At 69.0% G+C, this 17186-nt stretch carries 21 protein-coding genes; 8 read left to right on the forward strand and 13 right to left on the reverse strand.

Annotated elements, in window-relative coordinates:
* Positions 1-2: 2 nt before the first annotated feature.
* Together ACLJPX_RS15020 and ACLJPX_RS15025 are read left to right on the forward strand one after the other, a co-directional pair.
* Complete coding sequence (locus tag ACLJPX_RS15020; RefSeq protein WP_410600598.1) at positions 3-1409, forward strand: WS/DGAT/MGAT family O-acyltransferase; 1407 nt, start codon at positions 3-5, stop codon at positions 1407-1409.
* A complete protein-coding gene (locus ACLJPX_RS15025) occupies positions 1406-1897 on the forward strand; it encodes a DUF6912 family protein (RefSeq protein WP_101610425.1) in 492 nt (163 codons plus the stop codon). Before ACLJPX_RS15020 ends, ACLJPX_RS15025 begins: the two co-directional genes overlap by 4 nt.
* Before the next feature lie 282 nt (positions 1898-2179).
* On the opposite strand, the gene ACLJPX_RS15030 is transcribed toward ACLJPX_RS15025, so the two are convergent.
* The 6 genes from ACLJPX_RS15030 to rsgA form a co-directional block, all read right to left on the reverse strand.
* Positions 2180-3064 carry an NAD-dependent epimerase/dehydratase family protein gene (locus tag ACLJPX_RS15030; RefSeq protein ID WP_410600599.1) on the reverse strand — a complete coding sequence of 295 codons (885 nt, stop codon included), beginning with the start codon at positions 3062-3064 and terminating at the stop codon, positions 2180-2182.
* Between the two features lie 60 nt (positions 3065-3124).
* Positions 3125-3907, reverse strand: a complete 783-nt coding sequence (locus tag ACLJPX_RS15035) for a hypothetical protein (protein WP_410600600.1) — start codon at positions 3905-3907, stop codon at positions 3125-3127.
* A gap of 72 nt (positions 3908-3979) precedes the next feature.
* Positions 3980-4660, reverse strand: coding sequence for a hypothetical protein (locus tag ACLJPX_RS15040; RefSeq protein WP_410600601.1), 681 nt, complete (start codon positions 4658-4660; stop codon positions 3980-3982).
* A gap of 137 nt (positions 4661-4797) precedes the next feature.
* Complete coding sequence (locus ACLJPX_RS15045) at positions 4798-5670, reverse strand: hypothetical protein (RefSeq protein ID WP_410600602.1); 873 nt, start codon at positions 5668-5670, stop codon at positions 4798-4800.
* A gap of 2 nt (positions 5671-5672) precedes the next feature.
* Positions 5673-6566 carry a hypothetical protein gene (locus ACLJPX_RS15050; protein WP_410600603.1) on the reverse strand — a complete coding sequence of 298 codons (894 nt, stop codon included), beginning with the start codon at positions 6564-6566 and terminating at the stop codon, positions 5673-5675.
* 60 nt (positions 6567-6626) lie between these two features.
* On the reverse strand, positions 6627-7637 hold the full coding sequence (gene rsgA / locus ACLJPX_RS15055) for a ribosome small subunit-dependent GTPase A (protein ID WP_410600604.1): 1011 nt from the start codon (positions 7635-7637) through the stop codon (positions 6627-6629).
* A gap of 101 nt (positions 7638-7738) precedes the next feature.
* On the opposite strand from rsgA, the gene ACLJPX_RS15060 reads away from it, so the two are divergent.
* Both ACLJPX_RS15060 and ACLJPX_RS15065 read left to right on the forward strand, forming a co-directional pair.
* The gene (locus tag ACLJPX_RS15060) at positions 7739-8497 is read left to right on the forward strand and encodes an SOS response-associated peptidase (RefSeq protein ID WP_101610413.1); all 759 of its coding nucleotides are present in this window, start codon (positions 7739-7741) and stop codon (positions 8495-8497) included.
* Positions 8494-9102: an alpha/beta family hydrolase gene (locus ACLJPX_RS15065; RefSeq protein WP_101610412.1), complete on the forward strand. Its 609-nt coding sequence runs from the start codon at positions 8494-8496 to the stop codon at positions 9100-9102. The genes ACLJPX_RS15060 and ACLJPX_RS15065 overlap by 4 nt, the downstream gene beginning before the upstream one ends.
* Here ACLJPX_RS15065 and ACLJPX_RS15070 read toward each other — a convergent pair.
* Both ACLJPX_RS15070 and ybaK read right to left on the reverse strand, forming a co-directional pair.
* Positions 9052-9615: a hypothetical protein gene (locus tag ACLJPX_RS15070; RefSeq protein ID WP_410600605.1), complete on the reverse strand. Its 564-nt coding sequence runs from the start codon at positions 9613-9615 to the stop codon at positions 9052-9054. The two genes, ACLJPX_RS15065 and ACLJPX_RS15070, sit on opposite strands and share 51 nt — an antisense overlap.
* A 183-nt stretch (positions 9616-9798) precedes the next feature.
* A complete protein-coding gene (ybaK, locus tag ACLJPX_RS15075) occupies positions 9799-10275 on the reverse strand; it encodes a Cys-tRNA(Pro) deacylase (RefSeq protein WP_410600606.1) in 477 nt (158 codons plus the stop codon).
* A gap of 190 nt (positions 10276-10465) precedes the next feature.
* Between ybaK and ACLJPX_RS15080 the strand changes: the two genes are divergently transcribed.
* Both ACLJPX_RS15080 and rsrA read left to right on the forward strand, forming a co-directional pair.
* Positions 10466-11104 carry a sigma-70 family RNA polymerase sigma factor gene (locus ACLJPX_RS15080; protein WP_101613491.1) on the forward strand — a complete coding sequence of 213 codons (639 nt, stop codon included), beginning with the start codon at positions 10466-10468 and terminating at the stop codon, positions 11102-11104.
* Positions 11101-11424 carry a mycothiol system anti-sigma-R factor gene (gene rsrA / locus ACLJPX_RS15085; protein ID WP_101610408.1) on the forward strand — a complete coding sequence of 108 codons (324 nt, stop codon included), beginning with the start codon at positions 11101-11103 and terminating at the stop codon, positions 11422-11424. Before ACLJPX_RS15080 ends, rsrA begins: the two co-directional genes overlap by 4 nt.
* A 68-nt stretch (positions 11425-11492) precedes the next feature.
* Here rsrA and ACLJPX_RS15090 read toward each other — a convergent pair whose 3' ends face one another.
* Entirely contained in the window at positions 11493-11567 is a 75-nt protein-coding gene (locus ACLJPX_RS15090) for a 50S ribosomal protein bL37 (protein WP_369299112.1), read from the reverse strand.
* A gap of 106 nt (positions 11568-11673) precedes the next feature.
* Here ACLJPX_RS15090 and ACLJPX_RS15095 point away from each other — a divergent pair, with 106 nt between their 5' ends.
* Positions 11674-13197 carry a sensor histidine kinase gene (locus ACLJPX_RS15095; RefSeq protein WP_410600607.1) on the forward strand — a complete coding sequence of 508 codons (1524 nt, stop codon included), beginning with the start codon at positions 11674-11676 and terminating at the stop codon, positions 13195-13197.
* 306 nt (positions 13198-13503) lie between these two features.
* On the opposite strand, the gene ACLJPX_RS15100 is transcribed toward ACLJPX_RS15095, so the two are convergent.
* Both ACLJPX_RS15100 and ACLJPX_RS15105 read right to left on the reverse strand, forming a co-directional pair.
* Positions 13504-13758: a WhiB family transcriptional regulator gene (locus ACLJPX_RS15100; protein WP_026466945.1), complete on the reverse strand. Its 255-nt coding sequence runs from the start codon at positions 13756-13758 to the stop codon at positions 13504-13506.
* A gap of 273 nt (positions 13759-14031) precedes the next feature.
* Complete coding sequence (locus tag ACLJPX_RS15105; protein ID WP_410600608.1) at positions 14032-14958, reverse strand: diacylglycerol/lipid kinase family protein; 927 nt, start codon at positions 14956-14958, stop codon at positions 14032-14034.
* Between the two features lie 243 nt (positions 14959-15201).
* Here ACLJPX_RS15105 and ACLJPX_RS15110 point away from each other — a divergent pair, with 243 nt between their 5' ends.
* Entirely contained in the window at positions 15202-15705 is a 504-nt protein-coding gene (locus tag ACLJPX_RS15110; RefSeq protein WP_410600609.1) for a hypothetical protein, read from the forward strand.
* A gap of 360 nt (positions 15706-16065) precedes the next feature.
* Here the strand turns inward: ACLJPX_RS15110 and ACLJPX_RS15115 are convergent, their stop codons facing one another.
* Together ACLJPX_RS15115 and ACLJPX_RS15120 are read right to left on the reverse strand one after the other, a co-directional pair.
* Positions 16066-16548, reverse strand: coding sequence for a GNAT family N-acetyltransferase (locus ACLJPX_RS15115; RefSeq protein WP_410600610.1), 483 nt, complete (start codon positions 16546-16548; stop codon positions 16066-16068).
* 1 nt (position 16549) lies between these two features.
* Positions 16550-17143, reverse strand: a complete 594-nt coding sequence (locus tag ACLJPX_RS15120) for an acid phosphatase (RefSeq protein WP_410600611.1) — start codon at positions 17141-17143, stop codon at positions 16550-16552.
* Between the last annotated feature and the right edge of the window lie 43 nt (positions 17144-17186).

Consider the following 17186-nt stretch of genomic DNA (forward strand, 5'->3'; position numbering starts at 1 on the left):
TCATGCCCGACCGCCTCTCCGCGCTGGACGCCTCGTTCCTGTACGTGGAAGACCACTCGACCCCGATGCACGTCGGCGGTGTGGCGATCTTCGAACGACCGCGCGACGGCTTCACCTACGAGCAGCTGCTGGACCTGATCGGGCAGCGCCTGGCGTTCCTGCCGCGCTACCGGCAGCGGGTGCTGGAGGTGCCGGGGCATCTCGCCCGCCCGGTGTGGGTCGACGACGTCGACTTCGACCTCAACTACCACGTCCGGCGGTCGGCACTGCCGCAGCCGGGCTCCGAAGGCCAGCTGTTCGATCTCGTGGCGCGGCTGATGTCGCGGCGGCTCGATCCGGGAAGGCCGCTCTGGGAGGCGTACTTCGTCGAGGGGCTCGCGGGGGATCGCGTCGCGCTGGTGACCAAGACGCATCAGTCCGTTGTGGACGGGATCGGCACGATCGAGCTCGGGCAGCTGATCCTCGACGCCACCCCGCAGGAGCCGGAACCGTTCGACGACAACTGGCATCCGCGTCGGGAACCGAGTCGTACCCAGCTGATCCTCGACGCGGTCGCCGAGACGGTGCAGCGGCCGACGGAACTGGTGGAGAACGTCCGCTCCATCGCCCACGACGCCACCGCGATGGCGGGCAAGGTCACCGAAACGGTCGGGGATGTCGCGTCGGCGTTGAAGACCATGGTGAATCCGGCGCCGTCCGGGCCGCTCAACGTCCGCACCTCCGGCGGCCGCATGTTCGCCGTGGTCCGCACGCGGCTGGAGGACTTCCGCAAGGTCCGCGCCGCGCACGGCGGCACGGTGAACGACGTCGTGCTGGCCGCGATCTCCGGCGCGCTGCGGGAATGGTTGCTCTCCCGCGGTTCGAACCTGACCGCGACGACCACCGTGCGCGCGCTGGTGCCGATGGCCGTCCGCGACGCCGAGACGGCCGAGTATTCGACGCCCGCGCTGGTCGGGAACCAGGTCGACGCCTATCTCGTCGATCTCCCGGTCGGTGAGCCGAACGCGGTCCTGCGCTTGCAGCACATCGGCCACGCCATGGCGGATCACCTCGATTCGGGCCGCTCGGTCGCCGCGCGCGGGCTGCTGACGGTCGGCGGCTTCGCGCCGGCGACGCTGCATTCGCTGGGCGCGCGGGCGGCCGGGTCGATGTCGGGGCGCATCTTCAACGTGCTGATCACGAATTCGCCGGGCCCGCAGGTGCCGCTCTACGCGGGACAGGCGAAGATGGTGGAGATGTACCCGGTCATGCCGCTGGTGCGCAATCAGGCGCTGGCGATCGGGGTCACCTCGTATCACGGCGGTGTCTACTTCGGACTGAACGGCGACCGCAAGGCCGTGTCCGATGTGGACCTGCTCGCCGGGATGATCGAGGAATCGTTGGAAGAGCTGAAGGGTGCGCACTGGTGAGGGTCTATCTACCCGGGACGATCGCGATGCTGCGCGACCTCGAAACCGCCGGTGAGTTCCGGGCGCGGAGCGGCACGGGGTTCGCGCTGACCCCGGCGTTGCGGGAGTCCTACGCCAGCGGATCCGACGAAGAACTCGAGTACGCCGCGCTGCTCGACGCCGCCAGGGCGTCGCTCCGGCTGATCGCGGCCGAGGAGAAGCCCGAGCCGCGGCGGGTGGTGATCTCGGCCGACCTCGACGAGGTCACCCTGCGCCCGGATCTCGACGCCGCCGTCGTCCGGCTGGCCGGGCCGGTGAAGCTCGCCGACGTCGCCGCGATCCACGTCGACGCGGCCGAGGCGGCCGAGTCCGTGCAGGCCGCCGCCGCCGTGATCGACCAGGCCGACCTCGGCGACCCGGACGCGGAGTTCACCCTCGGCGACGCCGAAGACCACGAACTCGCCTGGTACGCGCCCCAAGAACTCCCTTTCCTGCTGGAACTCCTGTAACCCACGCGTTTAGTCCTCTGGTTGCGGTCCTTGCGCGTGCAACTACCGCAACTAGAGGACTGAACGCGGGGTGGTCAGAACCCAGGACGGGTTCGGCCCGGGCGCGAGGCGTTTCCCGCTGTCCTGAAGGCCACCTTCGAGACGTTGATCGTCTCAAAGGTGGCCTTCAGGACGTAACGGGCTGCTGGGAGAGTCGCCAGGACCGCGCGCCCTGCATTTAGTCCTCTGGTTGCGGTCCTTGCGCGTGCAACTACCGCAACTAGAGGACTAAACGCGGGGTGGTCAGAACCAGGACGGGCCGGGGACCGGGCGTTCGGGACGCCAGCCGGTCGCCTCGGTGAGCCGCGTCGAGACGACACGCTGCGAACGCGCCAGCACCGCCATCGGCCCCACCCGGTTCGCCAGCCACTTCGGCAGCGCGCGGGCCCGGCGGACCCCGGCCGCGGCCGCCATCGCCTCGCCGAGTTCCCGCTTCCGCACCGGATCCGCGGCCAGGTTGTAGACGCCGCCCGGTGCCCGCAGCGCCGCGATCGCCCCCGCCGCCGCGTCGTCCGGGTGGATCGCCGCGGTCCAGTCGGTCCGGCGGCCGATGATCAGCGGTGAACCGCGCCGCGCGGCCGTCAGCATCATGGTGGTCATCGGGTCGTCCGAGACGAGCAGCCCGATCCGCAACCCGATCGCGGTGCGTCCCTCGTCCGCCAGCTCCGCGATGTTCGCGTGCGCCACCGTCGAAGACGCGATGTGCCCCGTGGGCGCGAGAGGCGCGTCCTCGTCCAGTTCGCCGTCACCGCCGTCGGCGTAGACGAACGAAATCCCTTCCTGCACCACGATTCCCAGTTCGCCGACCCGGCGCACGGCGGCCGCGAGCGTCCGGGTGCCGTCGGTCCGCAGCCGGTCGTTCTCCGCCCAGCCCGCCGACGTCATCGCGCTACGCCCGCCCGGGATCCGGGTCGCGACGTTCACCACCGCGTCGTGCCCGCGCAGCGCCCCGGTCAGGGAATCGACGTCGAACAGCGAACCCGTCACCGGCTTCGCGCCGGTCGCGCTCACGGCCGCGACGCGGTCTTCACCGCGGGCGAGCCCGCTCACCTCGTGGCCTTCGGCCAGCAGACGCCGCACCAGCGGCCGCCCCAGCACCCCGGTCGCCCCGATCACCATCACGCGCATGTCCGTCCTCCTGTTCGCCTTCCCCCTCTGGACGAGACGGGCGCGAGGAACGTGACAGGGTCAGCCCGCCGGGATTTCGCCGATCTCCTCCGGCGGCGGCGCCTGGATGTCCGCCTGCGTGCCCCACTCGCTGTAGCGCGTGACGATCCGGGCCATCGCGGCGTCCGGGACACCCGAAGCGGCGAGGACGGGGGCGAGGTCGAGCACGACCTGCACCGGCTGACGCGCGTCGTCGAGCCAGATCTCCATCGGGATCTTCCCGAGCTTGCCGTTCAGTTCCCCGAGAGCCTCCGCCGACAGCCCGGCGGGCAGATCACCGCCCAGCGCGGCCATGTCGATGTCCAGCCGGTAGTGCTCGGCGGACATACCGTCGAGTTCGGCCCGCCCGGACTCGGTGAGCGTGCCGGCCCGCCGCGCCTGATCGAGCGCGCGGCCCGGATCGTTCTGCTTCGCCAGCTGGTCGATGCTGCCGCCGGCGACTTGCGAGAACGGGTCCGCGCCGTTGGGAGAGACCTTGACCCAGGGCTTCCCGCCGGGAACGTCCTCGCGGGCGCTCTCGGGGACCTTGGCGAAGACGGTCTTGTCGATCAGCCGGAGTTCGAGCGGTTCGCCGAGGAAGTCCGTGGTCATGGCCAGCGCGGCGATCCGGGCCTGCCCCTGGCTCTTCGAGCGCATCGTGCCCGCGGTGACGTCGGTGGCGAACTTCGCGGCCTTGCCGTCGATGGCGGCGGTGACACCGTCGGCGAGCGCGCGGGCGTCGGTGAACGAGACGGTTTCGCCGTCACACGCGCCGAGCAGCGCACCGAGGACGAGGACGACGGCGGGCAGGGCCGTTCTCCGCATGAGGACCTGCTTTCAAAGTCGGGCACTCAAGCGAAACACAGCCGGGGACCTCGCCCCGAACGGGGGAACGGCTCAGCGGCTGTCGCCGATCGCCTCGGGCGGCGGCGCGATGATCACCACGTCGGACGCCCAGCTGTCGTACCTGACCGTGGTCTTGCCGAGGTTGACCCGCACCGGACGCTGCTCGGCGTCCACCCACACCTCGGCGGGGGAACCGCCGAGGTCGAGGACGTAGTGCGTGGTGGCCGTGCCGTTCAGGTCGGCCTGCTCGGACTTGGTGATCTTGCCGGACTTCGAGATCCGGTCGAACGTGCGCGTCGGATCCAGCGTCTCGACGACGTTCGTCATCAGCTCGCCGTTGGCCGCGGACAGCGCGTCCTTGCCATCGGCGGTGATCTTGACCCATTCCTTGTCGGTCTTGAGCTCCTGGACCTGCGCGTCGGACAGGTGGTAGTAGAGGACGCCGTCGGCGAAGATCAGGTCCCGTTTCTCGCCCGCGACCTCGGCGACCATGGAGAACTTGCTGCTCGGTCCCTCGTAGAGCCCGGAACTGGTCACCACGACCTTGCGGCCGTCCTCGGCGGTGGTCTCCAGCGCGATCTTCGACGAGCGGGCCTTCTGCGTGCCCTCGGCGGCGGCCGAAGCCAGCTGCGCCGCGTCCTTGACCGGTGGCGCCGCCGGTTTCTCTTCGCCGGAACAGCCTCCCAGCAGCAGGAGAGCGGTACAGACGGCGGCGAATCCGGTGGCACGCATAGGACTCCCTCGGGTGAATGGTCTGTACCACCACCGTAGTGCCTGGCGCGTGAATTTCCACCGTCCGATTGTCGGGGAGAGCGTGAAGGCCCCCTTCCCGTGGCCGGGGGAAGGGGGCCTTCACGCGCGAGCGGGTACTAGATTCCCTGCTTCATCATTTCCGTGTAGTCGCCGACCTCGGCGGCCGGAGGCGGAACGACGTTCACCGGCGTTCCCCAGTCGCTGTAGGTGTACGTCGACTTGGCCTCGCCGGTCTGTGGCCCTCCCGCCGACTTCACGAACGACGTCATGTCCATGACCATCTTCAGCGGAAGCTGTTCGGCGTTGAGCCAGATCTCGGCCGGGATCCGCAGGTCCTTGCCTTCGAACCGCTTCTCGATTTCCGCGCGTTTGTCCGCGGGGACGTCGTCGCCGAGGAACAGGGCGAGCTGCTTCTTCGCGTCGAACTCGACGAAGTAGTGGTTCACCGGGACGCCGTCCAGCTGGGTCTGCTCCGACCTGATGATGCGGCCGGTCTTTTCGACCAGCTCCAGCTGCTTCGCCGGGTCGCCCATTTCGAACGACCTCTGGATGGCCTTGCCCATGGCCTTCGCCTGGGGATCCTGGCTGTTGAGGTCGAGCTTCCCCCAGTTCTTGTCCGTCTTGGCCCGGGCCTTCTCGGACGGGGGGAGATTGATGAACAGTGTTTGGTCGACCAGGCGCAGGATGCCGGTTTCACCCTCGACGGTCATGTTCGCCTCGATCTTCGAGGCGGGACCGTCGTAGTACGCGAGCAGAGTGCCCGTGACCTTGGAATCCCCGGACGAGGCGTCGATGGTCGTCTTGGACGACTTGGCCTTCCGCGTCCCCTGCTTCGCGGCCTCGACGAGGCCGAGCGCGTCGGTGAACGGGGTGGCCAGCGCGAGCTCGCCACCCTTGTTCTCGGCCGGCGCGCTGGGGCGGGTGCCGCAGCCCGTGACCACGAGGGTCAGGGCCGCGGCCGCCGCGACGAGCTTGAAAGTCGGGCGCATGCTTACTGGCCGGCCTTCTTCATGATCTCCGCCATGTCGCCGACCTGGTCGGCGGGCGGCGCGGTGATGTTCACCGGGACACCCCAGTCGGTGTACTTGACCGTGGTCTTGGCGACGCCGTCGCCGGGGGCGCCCATGGCCTTCACGAACGCGGTCTGGTCCGAGACGACCTGCACCGGCAGCTGGTCGGCGTTGAGCCACAGCTCGGTGGGAATGGTGACGTTCTTGCCCTTGAGCTTCGCGTCGAGCTGCTTCAACGCCTCGGCGGGCAGCGGGATGCCGATGTCGCCCATGATGAGGGCGATGGCCTTCTCGGCCTCGATCTCGATGACGTAGTGGTTGGTCTGCTCGCCGTTCAGCTCGACCTGGTCCGACTTCGTGATCTTTCCCGCTTTCGAGACCTGCTCGAGGATGCGGGACGGGTCGCTGTCCTTGACGGCCTTCGACATCATCTTGCCGAGCAGCTGCGAGATCGGGTCCTGGCCGTCGGCCGCGATCTTCACGTACGCCTTGTCGGTCTTCAGCTCGGCCTTGTCTTCCGCGTCGAGCTTGAAGAACAGCGCGTTGTCGATGAACAGCATGTCGAGCTTCTTGCCGTCGGCGTCCATGATCATCGAGAGCTTGCTGTTCTCGCCGTCGTACAGGCCCTGCCCGGACGCCGTGTTCTTCTGCGCGCCCGCGACGGTCTCCATCGTCATCTTCGACGACTTGGCCTTCTTGGTGCTCTCGCGGGTCAGCGCCGCGAGCTGGATCGGGTCGCCGAGCGGCGACGAAAGCGAGCTCTTCGCTTCGGAAGGAGCAGGGGCAGCCGTGCCCGGCTGCTTCTCGCCACCGCAGGCGGACAGCGCCAGGACGGCGGCCGTGGTGATGGCGGCGAGCATGGTTACGCGCTTCAAGTGGACCCCTCAGAAAAGTTGATCTAATCCGAACGGGTTATCGCGCGCGGGCGAAATTAGTTACCGATCGTCGTCATGTCCAGCTCGGGAGCCCAAAAGGCGGCGCAAAGACTCCAAACGGTCCATGCTTGCGTGACCCTCGGTGACCACGTCGTCGAGCGCGCAGTCCGGATCCGAGGGCGGCCCGAGGTGACCGCAGCCGGAGGGACACTCCTCGGCCGCCGCGGCGAACTCCTCGAACGCGAGCACGATGTCGTCGGCGGTCACGTGCGCGAGGCCGAACGAGCGGATGCCCGGGGTGTCGACCACCCAGCCGCCGCCGGGCAGCGAGAGCGCGACGGCCGCGACGGACGTGTGCCTGCCCTTGCCGACCGCGCTGACCACGCCGGTCGCCAGCCCGGCGTCCGGCACCAGCCGGTTGACCAGGGTGGACTTCCCGACCCCCGAATGCCCGACCAGCGCGGTGACCCGGTCCTTGAGCCGTCCGACCAGTTCGTCCGGGAACTCGTCGTGCCGGGTGACCACGGCGGGGATGTCGAGGCCTGCGTAACCGGCGAGGAGCTCGTCCGGGCTCGCGAGGTCGGCCTTCGTCAGGCAGAGGACCGGCTCGAGGCCGCCCGCGTAGCAGGCGACGAGGCATCGGTCGATGAAGCCGGTGCGCGGCTGGGGATCGGCCAGCGCGGTCACGATCAGCAGTTGCTCGGCGTTGGCGACGACCACCCGTTCGAACGGATCGGTGTCGTCCGCGGTCCGGCGGAGCACGCTGGAGCGTTCATCCACCCGGATGATCCGGGCGAGGGTGTCGGGCTTGCCGCTCACGTCGCCGACGATGCCGACGGTGTCGCCGACGACCACCGAGACCCGGCCCATCTCCCTGGCGCGCATCGCGGTGACGACGCGTTCCGGATCCGAGTCGATCGCGCAGGTCCAGCGCCCGCGGTCCTTCCCGATGACCATCGCCGTGGAGGCGTCGGCGTGCTCGGGACGACGTTTGCTGCGCGGCCTGGTGCCCTTGCCGGGACGGATCCGCACATCGGATTCGTCCAGCTTGCGCCAGTCCTTGCCAGCCAAACCGCCTCCTGCTCTTCGAACACCGCGGAACAATGATCCCATGCTGCTCGCCATCGTCTGCCCGGCGTGTAACGATGACTGTCGATTAGGGAGGTTTTCGCATGTGCGGGCGTTATGCCGCCACCAAGGACCCCGCGGCGCTGATCGACGAGTTCGCCGCGGTGGACCTGACCGAGGGCCGGATCCGGACCGATCACAACGTGGCGCCGACCAAGGACGTCCCGACGGTGGTGCAGCGCCATCCGCGTGACGCCGACGGCGCGGTGCTCGAAGACGAGCCACCCGTCCGGTCGCTGCGGATGATGCGCTGGGGCCTGGTCCCGTTCTGGGCGAAGGACCCCGGAGTGGGCTCGAAGATGATCAACACGCGTGCCGAGACGGCCAAGGAGAAGCCGTCCTTCAAGAAGGCGGTCTCCGCGCGGCGCTGCCTCGTCCCCGCCGACGGCTGGTACGAGTGGCGGCGCGACGGCAAGGAGAAGCAGCCCTTCTTCATGACCGGCCCCGGTGACGGATCGCTGGCGTTCGCCGGGATCTGGGAGACCTGGCGGCCGAAGGACGACCGGGACGCCGACCCGCTGATCACCTTCTCCGTGATCACCACGGACTCGGTCGGCAGGCTCGCCGACATCCACCACCGCATGCCGCTGCTCATGCCGCGCGAGAAGTGGGATACCTGGCTCGACCCCGACCTGCCCGACGTCACCGACCTGCTCGTCCCGCCCTCGGCGGAGCTGGTCGACACGATCGAGCTGCGGCCGGTGTCCAGCCTGGTCAACAACGTCCGCAACAACGGGCCGGAGCTGCTGGACCGGGTCGAACCCGCCGCCGACAGCGCGCTCTTCGATCTGCCGAGCTCATGACGAAACTGGAGATCGACACCGCCTACGGCCCCGCGCGGGCCGAGTTGCACTGCGCCGAGGAGGGTGTCGCGGTGCTGATGCTCGGCCACGGCGCGGGCGGCGGGATCGGCGCGAAGGACCTGGTCGCGGTCACGCGGGCGGCGCAGGCGGCCGGCGTCCACGTCGCGCTCGTCGAGCAGCCGTACCGGGTGGCGGGCCGCCGGGCTCCCGCGCCCGCCACCCAGCTCGACACCGCCTGGCTCACCGTGGCCGACGAGATCTCCGAGCGGTTCGACGATCTCCCGCTCGTGTTCGGCGGCCGGTCCTCCGGGGCCCGCGTCGCCTGCCGGACCGCCGCCGTGGGGCAGGCGGTGGCGGTGCTCTGCCTGGCCTTCCCCGAACATCCGCCGGGGAAGCCGGAGAAGACCCGTCAGGGTGAATTGGACGCCGTCGAGGTCCCGACCCTGGTCGTGCAGGGCGAGCGGGACCCGTTCGGCTTGCCCAAGGCAGGACCGCATCACGAGATCGTGGTGCTCAAGGGTGACCACAACCTCAGCGCAGACCTCGACGGCGTGTCACGCGCGGCTTCCGAGTGGCTCGAGCGTGTTCTGCGGCCGCTCGCCTGAGAACCGTCGCCGGGCGTAGTGCACGGTGACCGCGGCCAGCAGCGGGCCCCAGAGCAGCAGCGGCGCGTAACAGGCGGCCATGACGACGCCGTAGACCGGCGAGTCCTCCCAGCTGCCCGGCGCCATCGACGACCCGGCCTCGTTCCAGCCGGACAACGCCTGGAGGCTCAGCAAGGTCAGAGCGATCGCGCCCGCGGCGGCCGGGACGATCGCGGCGAGCGGCGGGATCGGACGGCCGCGCAGCCCTGGTACCCAGCGCGGCCACACCTCACCCCACGGCCGGACGAGCCCGAGGGTGAGGAACGCGAGTGCCTCGGCGAGGAGGCTCAGCCCGAAGACGTAGGCCGTGCCCCAGCCGGGGATGCCGAATTCCGTCAGGCCTTGCGCGGTGAACCCGACCGGCACGCCGAGGCCCATCGCGATCCGCCACAGCCCGGACGGCAGGGTCGCCAGCAGCGTGGCGTGGGCGGCGAGGTTCGCCCACCTCGGCACGTCGGGCACGGTCTTGGACATGGTGTCGCTCCCCGGGGATCGTCGTTCGCTTGCTGACAACGATTCCGCAGGTGGAGCTCGTGATCTTCCCGCCAGGGACCGAGGCCCTTCCCCCGCGAGGGTGAATCCCCACCCCGCGTTTCGTCCTCTAGTTGCGGTCCTTGCACACGCAACTACCGCAACTAGAGGACGAAACGCGGGACGTCAGCCTGCGATGGGGGCGACGGTGGCGCCGGTGAGGCGCACCAGATCGCCCGGAGCGAGCTCGACCTCCAGGCCGCGGCGTCCCGCCGAGCAGTGCACGGTCTCGAACTTCTCAGCCGACGCGTCGATCACCACCGGGAGCCGGCTCCGGTGCCCGAGCGGCGAGATCCCGCCGAGCACGTACCCCGTCGCGCGCTGCGCGGCCGCGGGGTCGGCCATCTTCGCCTTCTTCCCGCCCGCGGCGGCGGCGAGGGCCTTCAGATCCAGCTGGCCGGTGACCGGGACCACGCCGACGGTCAGCTTCCCGTCGACGTCGGCGACCAGTGTCTTGAACACCCGCGCGGGGTCGAGCCCCAGCGCCTCGACGGCTTCGAGGCCGTACGACTCGGCCCTCGGATCGTGGTCGTAGGCGTGCAGAACGTGCGGCACTTTCTGCTTCGCCAGCAGTGCCGTCGCCGGGGTTCCCTTGCCTGCCATGGCGGGAGTCTACGAGGGCGCCGGGAATGCCCGACCGGGCAACACTGTTGGAACGCACGTGCCCACCACACTGGAAGCTCCCCGAATCCTGATCCCGCGCACGCCGGGCGGCCAGGTGATCCGTCCGCGCGTAAACTCGACGTCGTCTCATGCGCACAAGCGCATCGACGCCGATCGAGAAGGGAACGGTTTGCCGAGCACGCAGAATCCCGCGCCGGACACGGGCACGGACGCCGAAGAGGCGGCCGCGCGGGCCGAGCGCTTCGAGCGGGACGCGATGCCCCTGCTCGACCAGCTGTACTCGGCCGCCATGCGGATGACCCGGAATCCCGCCGACGCCGAGGACCTCGTCCAGGAGACGTACTTGAAGGCGTACGCGGCCTTCGCGTCCTTCAAGGCGGGCACGAACCTCAAGGCGTGGATGTACCGCATCCTCACGAACACCTACATCAACGGCTATCGCAAGCGTCAGCGCCAGCCGGTGCAGCAGCCCACCGAGGAGATCACCGACTGGCAGATCGCCAAGGCGGAGAGTCACACCTCCAGCGGGCTGCGCTCGGCCGAGGTCGAGGCGATGGACAACCTGCCCGACGCCGACGTCAAGGAAGCGCTGCAGAAGCTGCCCGAGGAGTTCCGCCTGGCGGTCTACCTCGCCGACGTCGAAGGCTTCGCGTACAAGGAGATCGCCGAGATCATGGACACGCCCATCGGCACCGTGATGTCCCGGCTGCACCGCGGCCGCGCCCAGCTCCGTGACCTGCTCGCCGACGTCGCCCGCGAGCGGGGCTTCATCCGCGCGGGCAACCGGCAGGAGGTGGCGGGGCGATGAACGACGACTACTGCAGCGGCGCGGACGACAAGGTCAAGTGCGAGGAAGCCCTCGCCGACATCTACCTGCTGCTGGACAAGGAGTGCAGCGCCGAGCGCGACGAGGCACTGCGCAAGCACATCGAAGACTGCCCGCCGTGCCTCGAGGAATACGGCATCGACGAGCACATCAAGCAGCTGCTCGCCCGCAAGTGCGGGGGTGACCACGCGCCGGACGACCTGAAGTCCCGGCTGCGGGCCTCGATCCGCCAGACCGTGCAGACCAAGGGCGCGATCACCATCGAGCGCACCGAGGTCCGGATCGAGCAGACCTTCGAATAACCCGGCTCAAGACACACGAAGGCCCCCGTACCGGATCGGTGCGGGGGCCTTCGCTGTCTGATCGATGATCAGGAGTTGGGCTTCTTGCCGTGGTTCGCGCCGTTCTTCTTACGGTCGCGACGCTTGCGGGCGCGCTTCGACATGTTTCACTCCTCGTCCGAGTGGCCCTCGCGGGGTGGTACGACACCGCTGGGCCAGGGTCAACCTGTTCAGTGTGTCATGCGGCCCTCACCCTGCTTGGATGGGGACGTGTCCACCCTTTCCGATCTGCTCGCGGAGAACACCGGCATGTCCGGTGAAGCCGCGGACCATCTCCAGACCGTGGTCGCCGAATGGCAGCTGCTGGCCGACCTGTCCTTCGCCGACTTCCTGCTCTGGGTCGCCGTCTCGGAGGAGCTCCAGCCCGACGGCGGCGACTACGTCTGCGTCGCGCACGCGCGCCCGACGACCGCGCCGACGGCCCATCCCGAGGACGTCGTCGGCTCCCGGTTCACCGTGGACGAGCATCCGCAGCTCGCCAAGGCGAGCCGCGAGGTGCGGATCTGCCGCGAAGAGGATCCGCACTGGTACCGCGACCTGCCGATGCGCCGCGAGGCCATCCCGGTGGTGTTCGGCGGCACGGTGATCGCCGTCCTCAGCCGCGAGACCAACCTGGCGGCGTCGCGGGTGCCGAGCCCGCTCGAGATCGCCTATCTCGGCAGCGCCGGTGACCTGTGCCAGATGATCGTCGACGGCACCTTCCCCAGCCCGGGGAACCAGACGGACACGCACACCAGCCCCCGCGTCGGCGACGGCCTGATCCGTCTCGACCCGACCGGCACCGTGGTCTTCGCCAGCCCGAACGGGCTGTCGGCCTATCACCGGATGGGGCACGAATCCGACCTCGTCGGTCAGCGTCTCGCGCCGCTGACCAGGTCGCTCATCCGTGACCCGTTCGACGCGACCGAGGTGTCGCACCGCATCATCGAGGCGCTCGACGGCAAGCCCAGCAGCCGGACGGAGGCGGACTCCCGCCGCGGTGCCGTCGTGCTGTTCCGTGCGCTGCCGCTGCGCCCGGCGGGGCAGCCCGCCGGCGCGCTCGTGCTGGTGCGCGACGTCACCGAGGTGAAGCGCCGTGACCGCGCACTCCTCTCGAAGGACGCGACCATCCGCGAGATCCACCACCGGGTGAAGAACAACCTGCAGACCGTGGCCGCGCTGCTGCGGCTCCAGTCGCGCCGGACCTCCAGCGAGGAGGCGCGGCTCGCGCTCGGCGAGTCCGTGCGCCGGGTCTCGTCGATCGCGATGGTGCACGAGGCGCTGTCCATCTCGGTGGACGAGCGGGTCGATCTCGACAAGCTGCTCGACAACGTGCTCCCGATGGTCGGCGAGGTCGCGACGGCCGAGTCCCAGGTCGGGCTTTCGCGCAAGGGCTCGTTCGGCGTCGTCGTCGCCGAGATAGCGACACCGTTGGTGATGGTGCTGGCCGAACTGGTCCAGAACGCCATCGAGCACGCGTTCCCCGGCGGACGGCCGGGCAAGGTCGAACTCGAGGTGGAGCGCTCGGCCCGCTGGCTCGACGTCGTCATCCGCGACAACGGGCGCGGATTGCCGTCGGGTTTTTCCCTGGAACGCAGCGACGGCCTCGGCCTGCAGATCGTGCGGACGCTGGTGGAATCGGAACTGCGCGGATCGCTGTCCCTTCGCGGACTGCGCGGGGAGGCCGAGGAAACCGGCGGTCGCCGGGCGGGCACCGAAGCGGCTTTGCGGATCCCGCTTTCCCGCCGGCTCTGAGTGGCCGTAGTGGACAGTCCTCTTTGATCGTCCTTTGTGGACTGTCTAACCCGGACACGTTTTAGGGCCGGCGCCCGAAGAGAAGATGGCGCCGGCCCTGTAACGGTTCCGCGGGAGGACTTGGAGAAAGTCCGGTGAAGCCGGACCCCCGTGGGGGCGTGTTGGCCTCGCTTGTTAAGCTCAAGTCGGGTAGGTGTCACCTCACAACGCAGGGCCATACAGCCACTGCGCCGCGGGATTCCCGAAGCTTGGGGTGCTACTCGATTTTGGTTACTTCGATGAAGCGTGCTGAGTCTTCTTAAAAACTCAGGCGGAGGTACGCGTGCCGATGTGCGTACGACGGCGCTTCAGGGCCCGTCGCTCGTCCTCGCTCATCCCGCCCCAGACGCCTGCGTCCTGCCCGCTGGCCAAAGCCCAGGCCAGGCAGTCGGAAGCGACGGTGCAGCGGTGGCACACGGATTTCGCCTGAGTTACCTGCGACAGAGCAGGACCGCTGGTTCCCACCGGGAAGAACAGCTCGGGGTCCTCGTCTCGGCAGGCCGCGTCATGGCGCCAGTCCATGTTTCTGAGCTCCTTCATAACGGCGCGGTACTCCGCGCCATAGTCGTCATGGCGGTCGTTTTTTTGGGTGCTTGTGAATGCTTTCACGAAGCACCCGTTTCGACAAGGGTTTTCTGAAGATCGGTGAGTCAGCTCACCCGGCCGAGCGACGCTTCTGACCTGCGGTTTCGTTCCGAAACAGCCTCCCGAAGGGAAGGCCGATGCGGTGAGCGGAGGTTCTGCGTCGATGAGCGGCAGGTTGCACTTTGCCGCAGGCGATCAGTGGTCCGGTGCTCAGACGGTTACTGTCAGTGCTTCCGGAACGCTGAAGAACTCCACTCGCTTCCGCTGGCCGACGAGGTCGCCGTCCACCTGGAAGTTTACCGGTTCAGCAGCGTCGATGCGGATCATCGGCAGGTCATCGTGACGAAGGAGACGTCGTCCGCGTTGGTCGCTCTTCGTGAGCAATGCCTGCCGTACATGCTTGAACACGGTGGGCAATCGCAGACCGCTCAACGCGAAAAGGCCCAATCCGGTGTCGAATGAGCTGCCCGGGTTCAGGTGGACGGGACGGTCCCCCAGGTAACTCCACGGATCGGTGTTCGACACGAAAGCGGTCAGCACTTCGGTGGGCTCTTCACCCGGGATCCGGACCGTGAGGGCCGGACGGCCGAGCGGAGGCCGCAGATGGGACGCCACCGCGGCCCTCAGGTAGAGCCCCGCCGTGGTCTGTTTGCCCCGTCGCTTGGCCACGCGGCCGACGACGTCGGCGTCCCAGCCCATTCCGGCGTTGAAGGTGAACCAATGGCCGTCCGCGAGTCCCAGCCCGACTTTGCGGCTTCGGTCGTTCTCGATGGCGTTGAGGAGCTGGTGCGTCGCTTCCACCGGATCGTGCGCGATCCCCAGCGCGCGGGCGAAGACGTTCGCCGAACCACCCGGCACGACCCCGAGCATGGGGACGTCGCCGATGGCGCCCGGAGCGCCGTCCGAGTCCGCGAGCAGACCATTGACCACTTCGTTGACGGTGCCGTCGCCGCCGTGGGCGACCACCAGGTCGATCCCGTCACGGGCGGCGGACCGCGCCACGGCCATCGCGTGGCCGCGGTAGTCGGTTTCCACCACGTCGAGTTTGACCTGGCTGGCCAGTGCGTGCGCCAGCACGTCACGGCCACCGGCGGTGGTCGAGGTGGCCTGGGGATTCACGACGAGGATGGCACGCACTTCCGCAGGGTAGGTGACGTCCGCCCGAAGAGGGGAGCGTCAGGTGACGCGAAGCTCAGTGCTCCGGGCATCACTGAACACCCGGAGCAGGCCCCTGCTCGTCGTGACAAGTGCACCCGGGCCGACCGCCCGCTCATCGACGACGCCTTCATTTTTTCCGGTCGGCGGCCGGACGAAAACGGCCGACCGGGTGGCATACGATCGAAAGTGCTCACGTACGGTGACCCGCCCTGGTGGAGTGCCGTGTCCGGAAGCCTGGAAGGCTGTTTCGCCGTGTCCATCGCCGACAAGCTCTCGCCCGCGCCCCGTGAAGTCCGCCTCGCCGGCGTCGTCACCGCGCTGCCGGGGCTCGCCCTGATCGTGTTCGCGGTCCTGCTCCTGGTCAACGGCCAGGCCGGACCGGAGAACCTCCTGGCCGAGGTCGCCTATTACCTCGTCCTCGCAGCCGGAACGCTGGCCTGCGCGGCCGGGCTGGTGCTGGGGAAGACCTGGGCGAGGTCGCCCGGGGTGGTCGTCGCGCTGATCCTGGTCGGCGTCGGCTGGTACGGCGCGGGGCCGTCCGGGCAGCCGCTGTGGGGCGTGCCACTGGGCCTGATCGGCGTCGCCGTCATCGTGCTGCTGTTCCGCCGCCCGTCGCGGGCGTGGGCGCTCGGGCTGCGGGAAGGCGAGACCGAGGAAGAAGCCGCCGAACGCGACGGCGCCGCGGGTCGTGCGGCGCGTCGCGAACGCGAGGAGCGGGACTCCTGATCGAGGGGTGAGTCAAAAGTGGCGTGGTCGTGAGTGGCGTTTCGGGTTAGTGCGGACCGGTATTTGCCTACCTGCGTGTGACCAGGGCGAAGGTGAGGTGCGGGAGTCGAGGGGGCGCTCCGGTCTCGGAGCTCGATCAACGGAGGATCGGGGACACTCAACGTCCCCGATCCTCCGTCGATCAAGACCATGCCACCCCCACACCCCCGCGGACGGCAGCCGAGTGGGGAAGATTTGAGACGGTCAACGTCCCAAATCTTCCCCACTCACCCACATCAGGATCCCGTGGGTAGGCAAATATGGGTCCGCTAGAACCCGAAACGCCGCTCACGACCAACCCGACCCCGCTGCGCCTGGCTATCAGATCCCGGCGGCGAGCGCCTTCAGCGGCTCGTCGGTGAGCCGGTCCACGGTCCATTCGTCCATCGGCACCGCGCCGAGCGACTTGTAGAACCCCTGAGCCGGGTTCCAGTTCAGCACCGACCATTCGAGGCGGGCGTAACCACGCTCGACGCAGACCGCCGCGAGCGTGGCCAGCAGCGCCTTGCCGAGGCCGGAGCCGCGCTGCTCGGGGCGGACGTAGAGGTCCTCGAGGTAGATACCGTGCACGCCGCGCCACGTGGAGAAGTTCAGGAACCACAGCGCGTAGCCGACGATCTCGCCGTCGACCTCGGCGACGTGCCCGAACAGGCCCGGAGCCTCGCCGAACAGCGCGACGCGCAGCTGCTCGGGCGTGAGGTGGCATTCGTCCGGGGCGCGTTCGAATTCGGCGAGGTCGTAGACCAGCCGGACCACGGCGTCGATGTCTTCTTCGCGGATCCGCCGGATGCGGTCGTCGCCCATTTCAGTCCTCGGTGGTGGGGAGCAGGTTGAGGTGTTCGATCTGGGGCTCGCCGCGTTCGTCGCCGAGCACCGCGACGCCGGCCGGGTCGAGTCCGAAGTGGACGCCCGCCGTCGAAGGCAGCCCGACCCAGCGCGCGACCAGGACACGGCTGAAGTGCCCGTGGCCGACCAGGATCACGTCACCCTTGCCGAGCGGCTCGCGGACACGGTCGATCAGCTTGTCCGCGCGGGCATTGACGTCCTCCGCGCTTTCGCCGCCGGGGATCGGATGTGACCAGACCGTCCAACCGGGAACGGTTTCGCGGATCACCGGGGTGGTGATGCCCTCGTAGTCGCCGTAATCCCATTCGGACAGCTCTTCGGTGACCTCGTCGACGCGCAGGCCTGCCAGCTCGGCCGTCCGCAGCGCGCGGGTGCGGGGGCTGGAAAGGACGAGGGCGGGGCTGCCGCCGAGCACCGCGCGCAGGGTGCCGCCCGCGGCGCGCGCCTGCCCTTCGCCCGCGGCCGTGAGCGGGATGTCGGTGCGTCCGGTGTGCCGTCCGTTGACGGACCACTCGGTCTGACCGTGCCGGAGAAGGAAGAGCCGATTAGCCACGGTTGCGAATATAGCCTGCGGTCCGGCTATGCTACTGGTGAGT

Source organism: Amycolatopsis sp. lyj-90 (genome assembly GCF_046549035.1).
Classification (GTDB): domain Bacteria; phylum Actinomycetota; class Actinomycetes; order Mycobacteriales; family Pseudonocardiaceae; genus Amycolatopsis.

Excerpts from the sequence above, each read along its gene's own strand:
- ACLJPX_RS15020 (WP_410600598.1), top strand. The coding sequence starts at position 3 with ATGCCCGACCGCCTCTCCGCGCTGGACGCCTCGTTCCTGTACGTGGAA.
- ACLJPX_RS15035 (WP_410600600.1), bottom strand. The coding sequence starts at position 3,907 with ATGCGGAGAACGGCCCTGCCCGCCGTCGTCCTCGTCCTCGGTGCGCTG.
- ACLJPX_RS15115 (WP_410600610.1), bottom strand. The coding sequence starts at position 16,548 with ATGGGCGACGACCGCATCCGGCGGATCCGCGAAGAAGACATCGACGCC.
- ACLJPX_RS15030 (WP_410600599.1), bottom strand. The coding sequence starts at position 3,064 with ATGCGCGTGATGGTGATCGGGGCGACCGGGGTGCTGGGGCGGCCGCTG.
- ACLJPX_RS15045 (WP_410600602.1), bottom strand. The coding sequence starts at position 5,670 with ATGCGCCCGACTTTCAAGCTCGTCGCGGCGGCCGCGGCCCTGACCCTC.
- ACLJPX_RS15065 (WP_101610412.1), top strand. The coding sequence starts at position 8,494 with ATGACGAAACTGGAGATCGACACCGCCTACGGCCCCGCGCGGGCCGAG.
- ACLJPX_RS15070 (WP_410600605.1), bottom strand. The coding sequence starts at position 9,615 with ATGTCCAAGACCGTGCCCGACGTGCCGAGGTGGGCGAACCTCGCCGCC.
- ACLJPX_RS15100 (WP_026466945.1), bottom strand. The coding sequence starts at position 13,758 with ATGGACTGGCGCCATGACGCGGCCTGCCGAGACGAGGACCCCGAGCTG.
- ACLJPX_RS15060 (WP_101610413.1), top strand. The coding sequence starts at position 7,739 with ATGTGCGGGCGTTATGCCGCCACCAAGGACCCCGCGGCGCTGATCGAC.
- ybaK (WP_410600606.1), bottom strand. The coding sequence starts at position 10,275 with ATGGCAGGCAAGGGAACCCCGGCGACGGCACTGCTGGCGAAGCAGAAA.
- rsrA (WP_101610408.1), top strand. The coding sequence starts at position 11,101 with ATGAACGACGACTACTGCAGCGGCGCGGACGACAAGGTCAAGTGCGAG.
- ACLJPX_RS15040 (WP_410600601.1), bottom strand. The coding sequence starts at position 4,660 with ATGCGTGCCACCGGATTCGCCGCCGTCTGTACCGCTCTCCTGCTGCTG.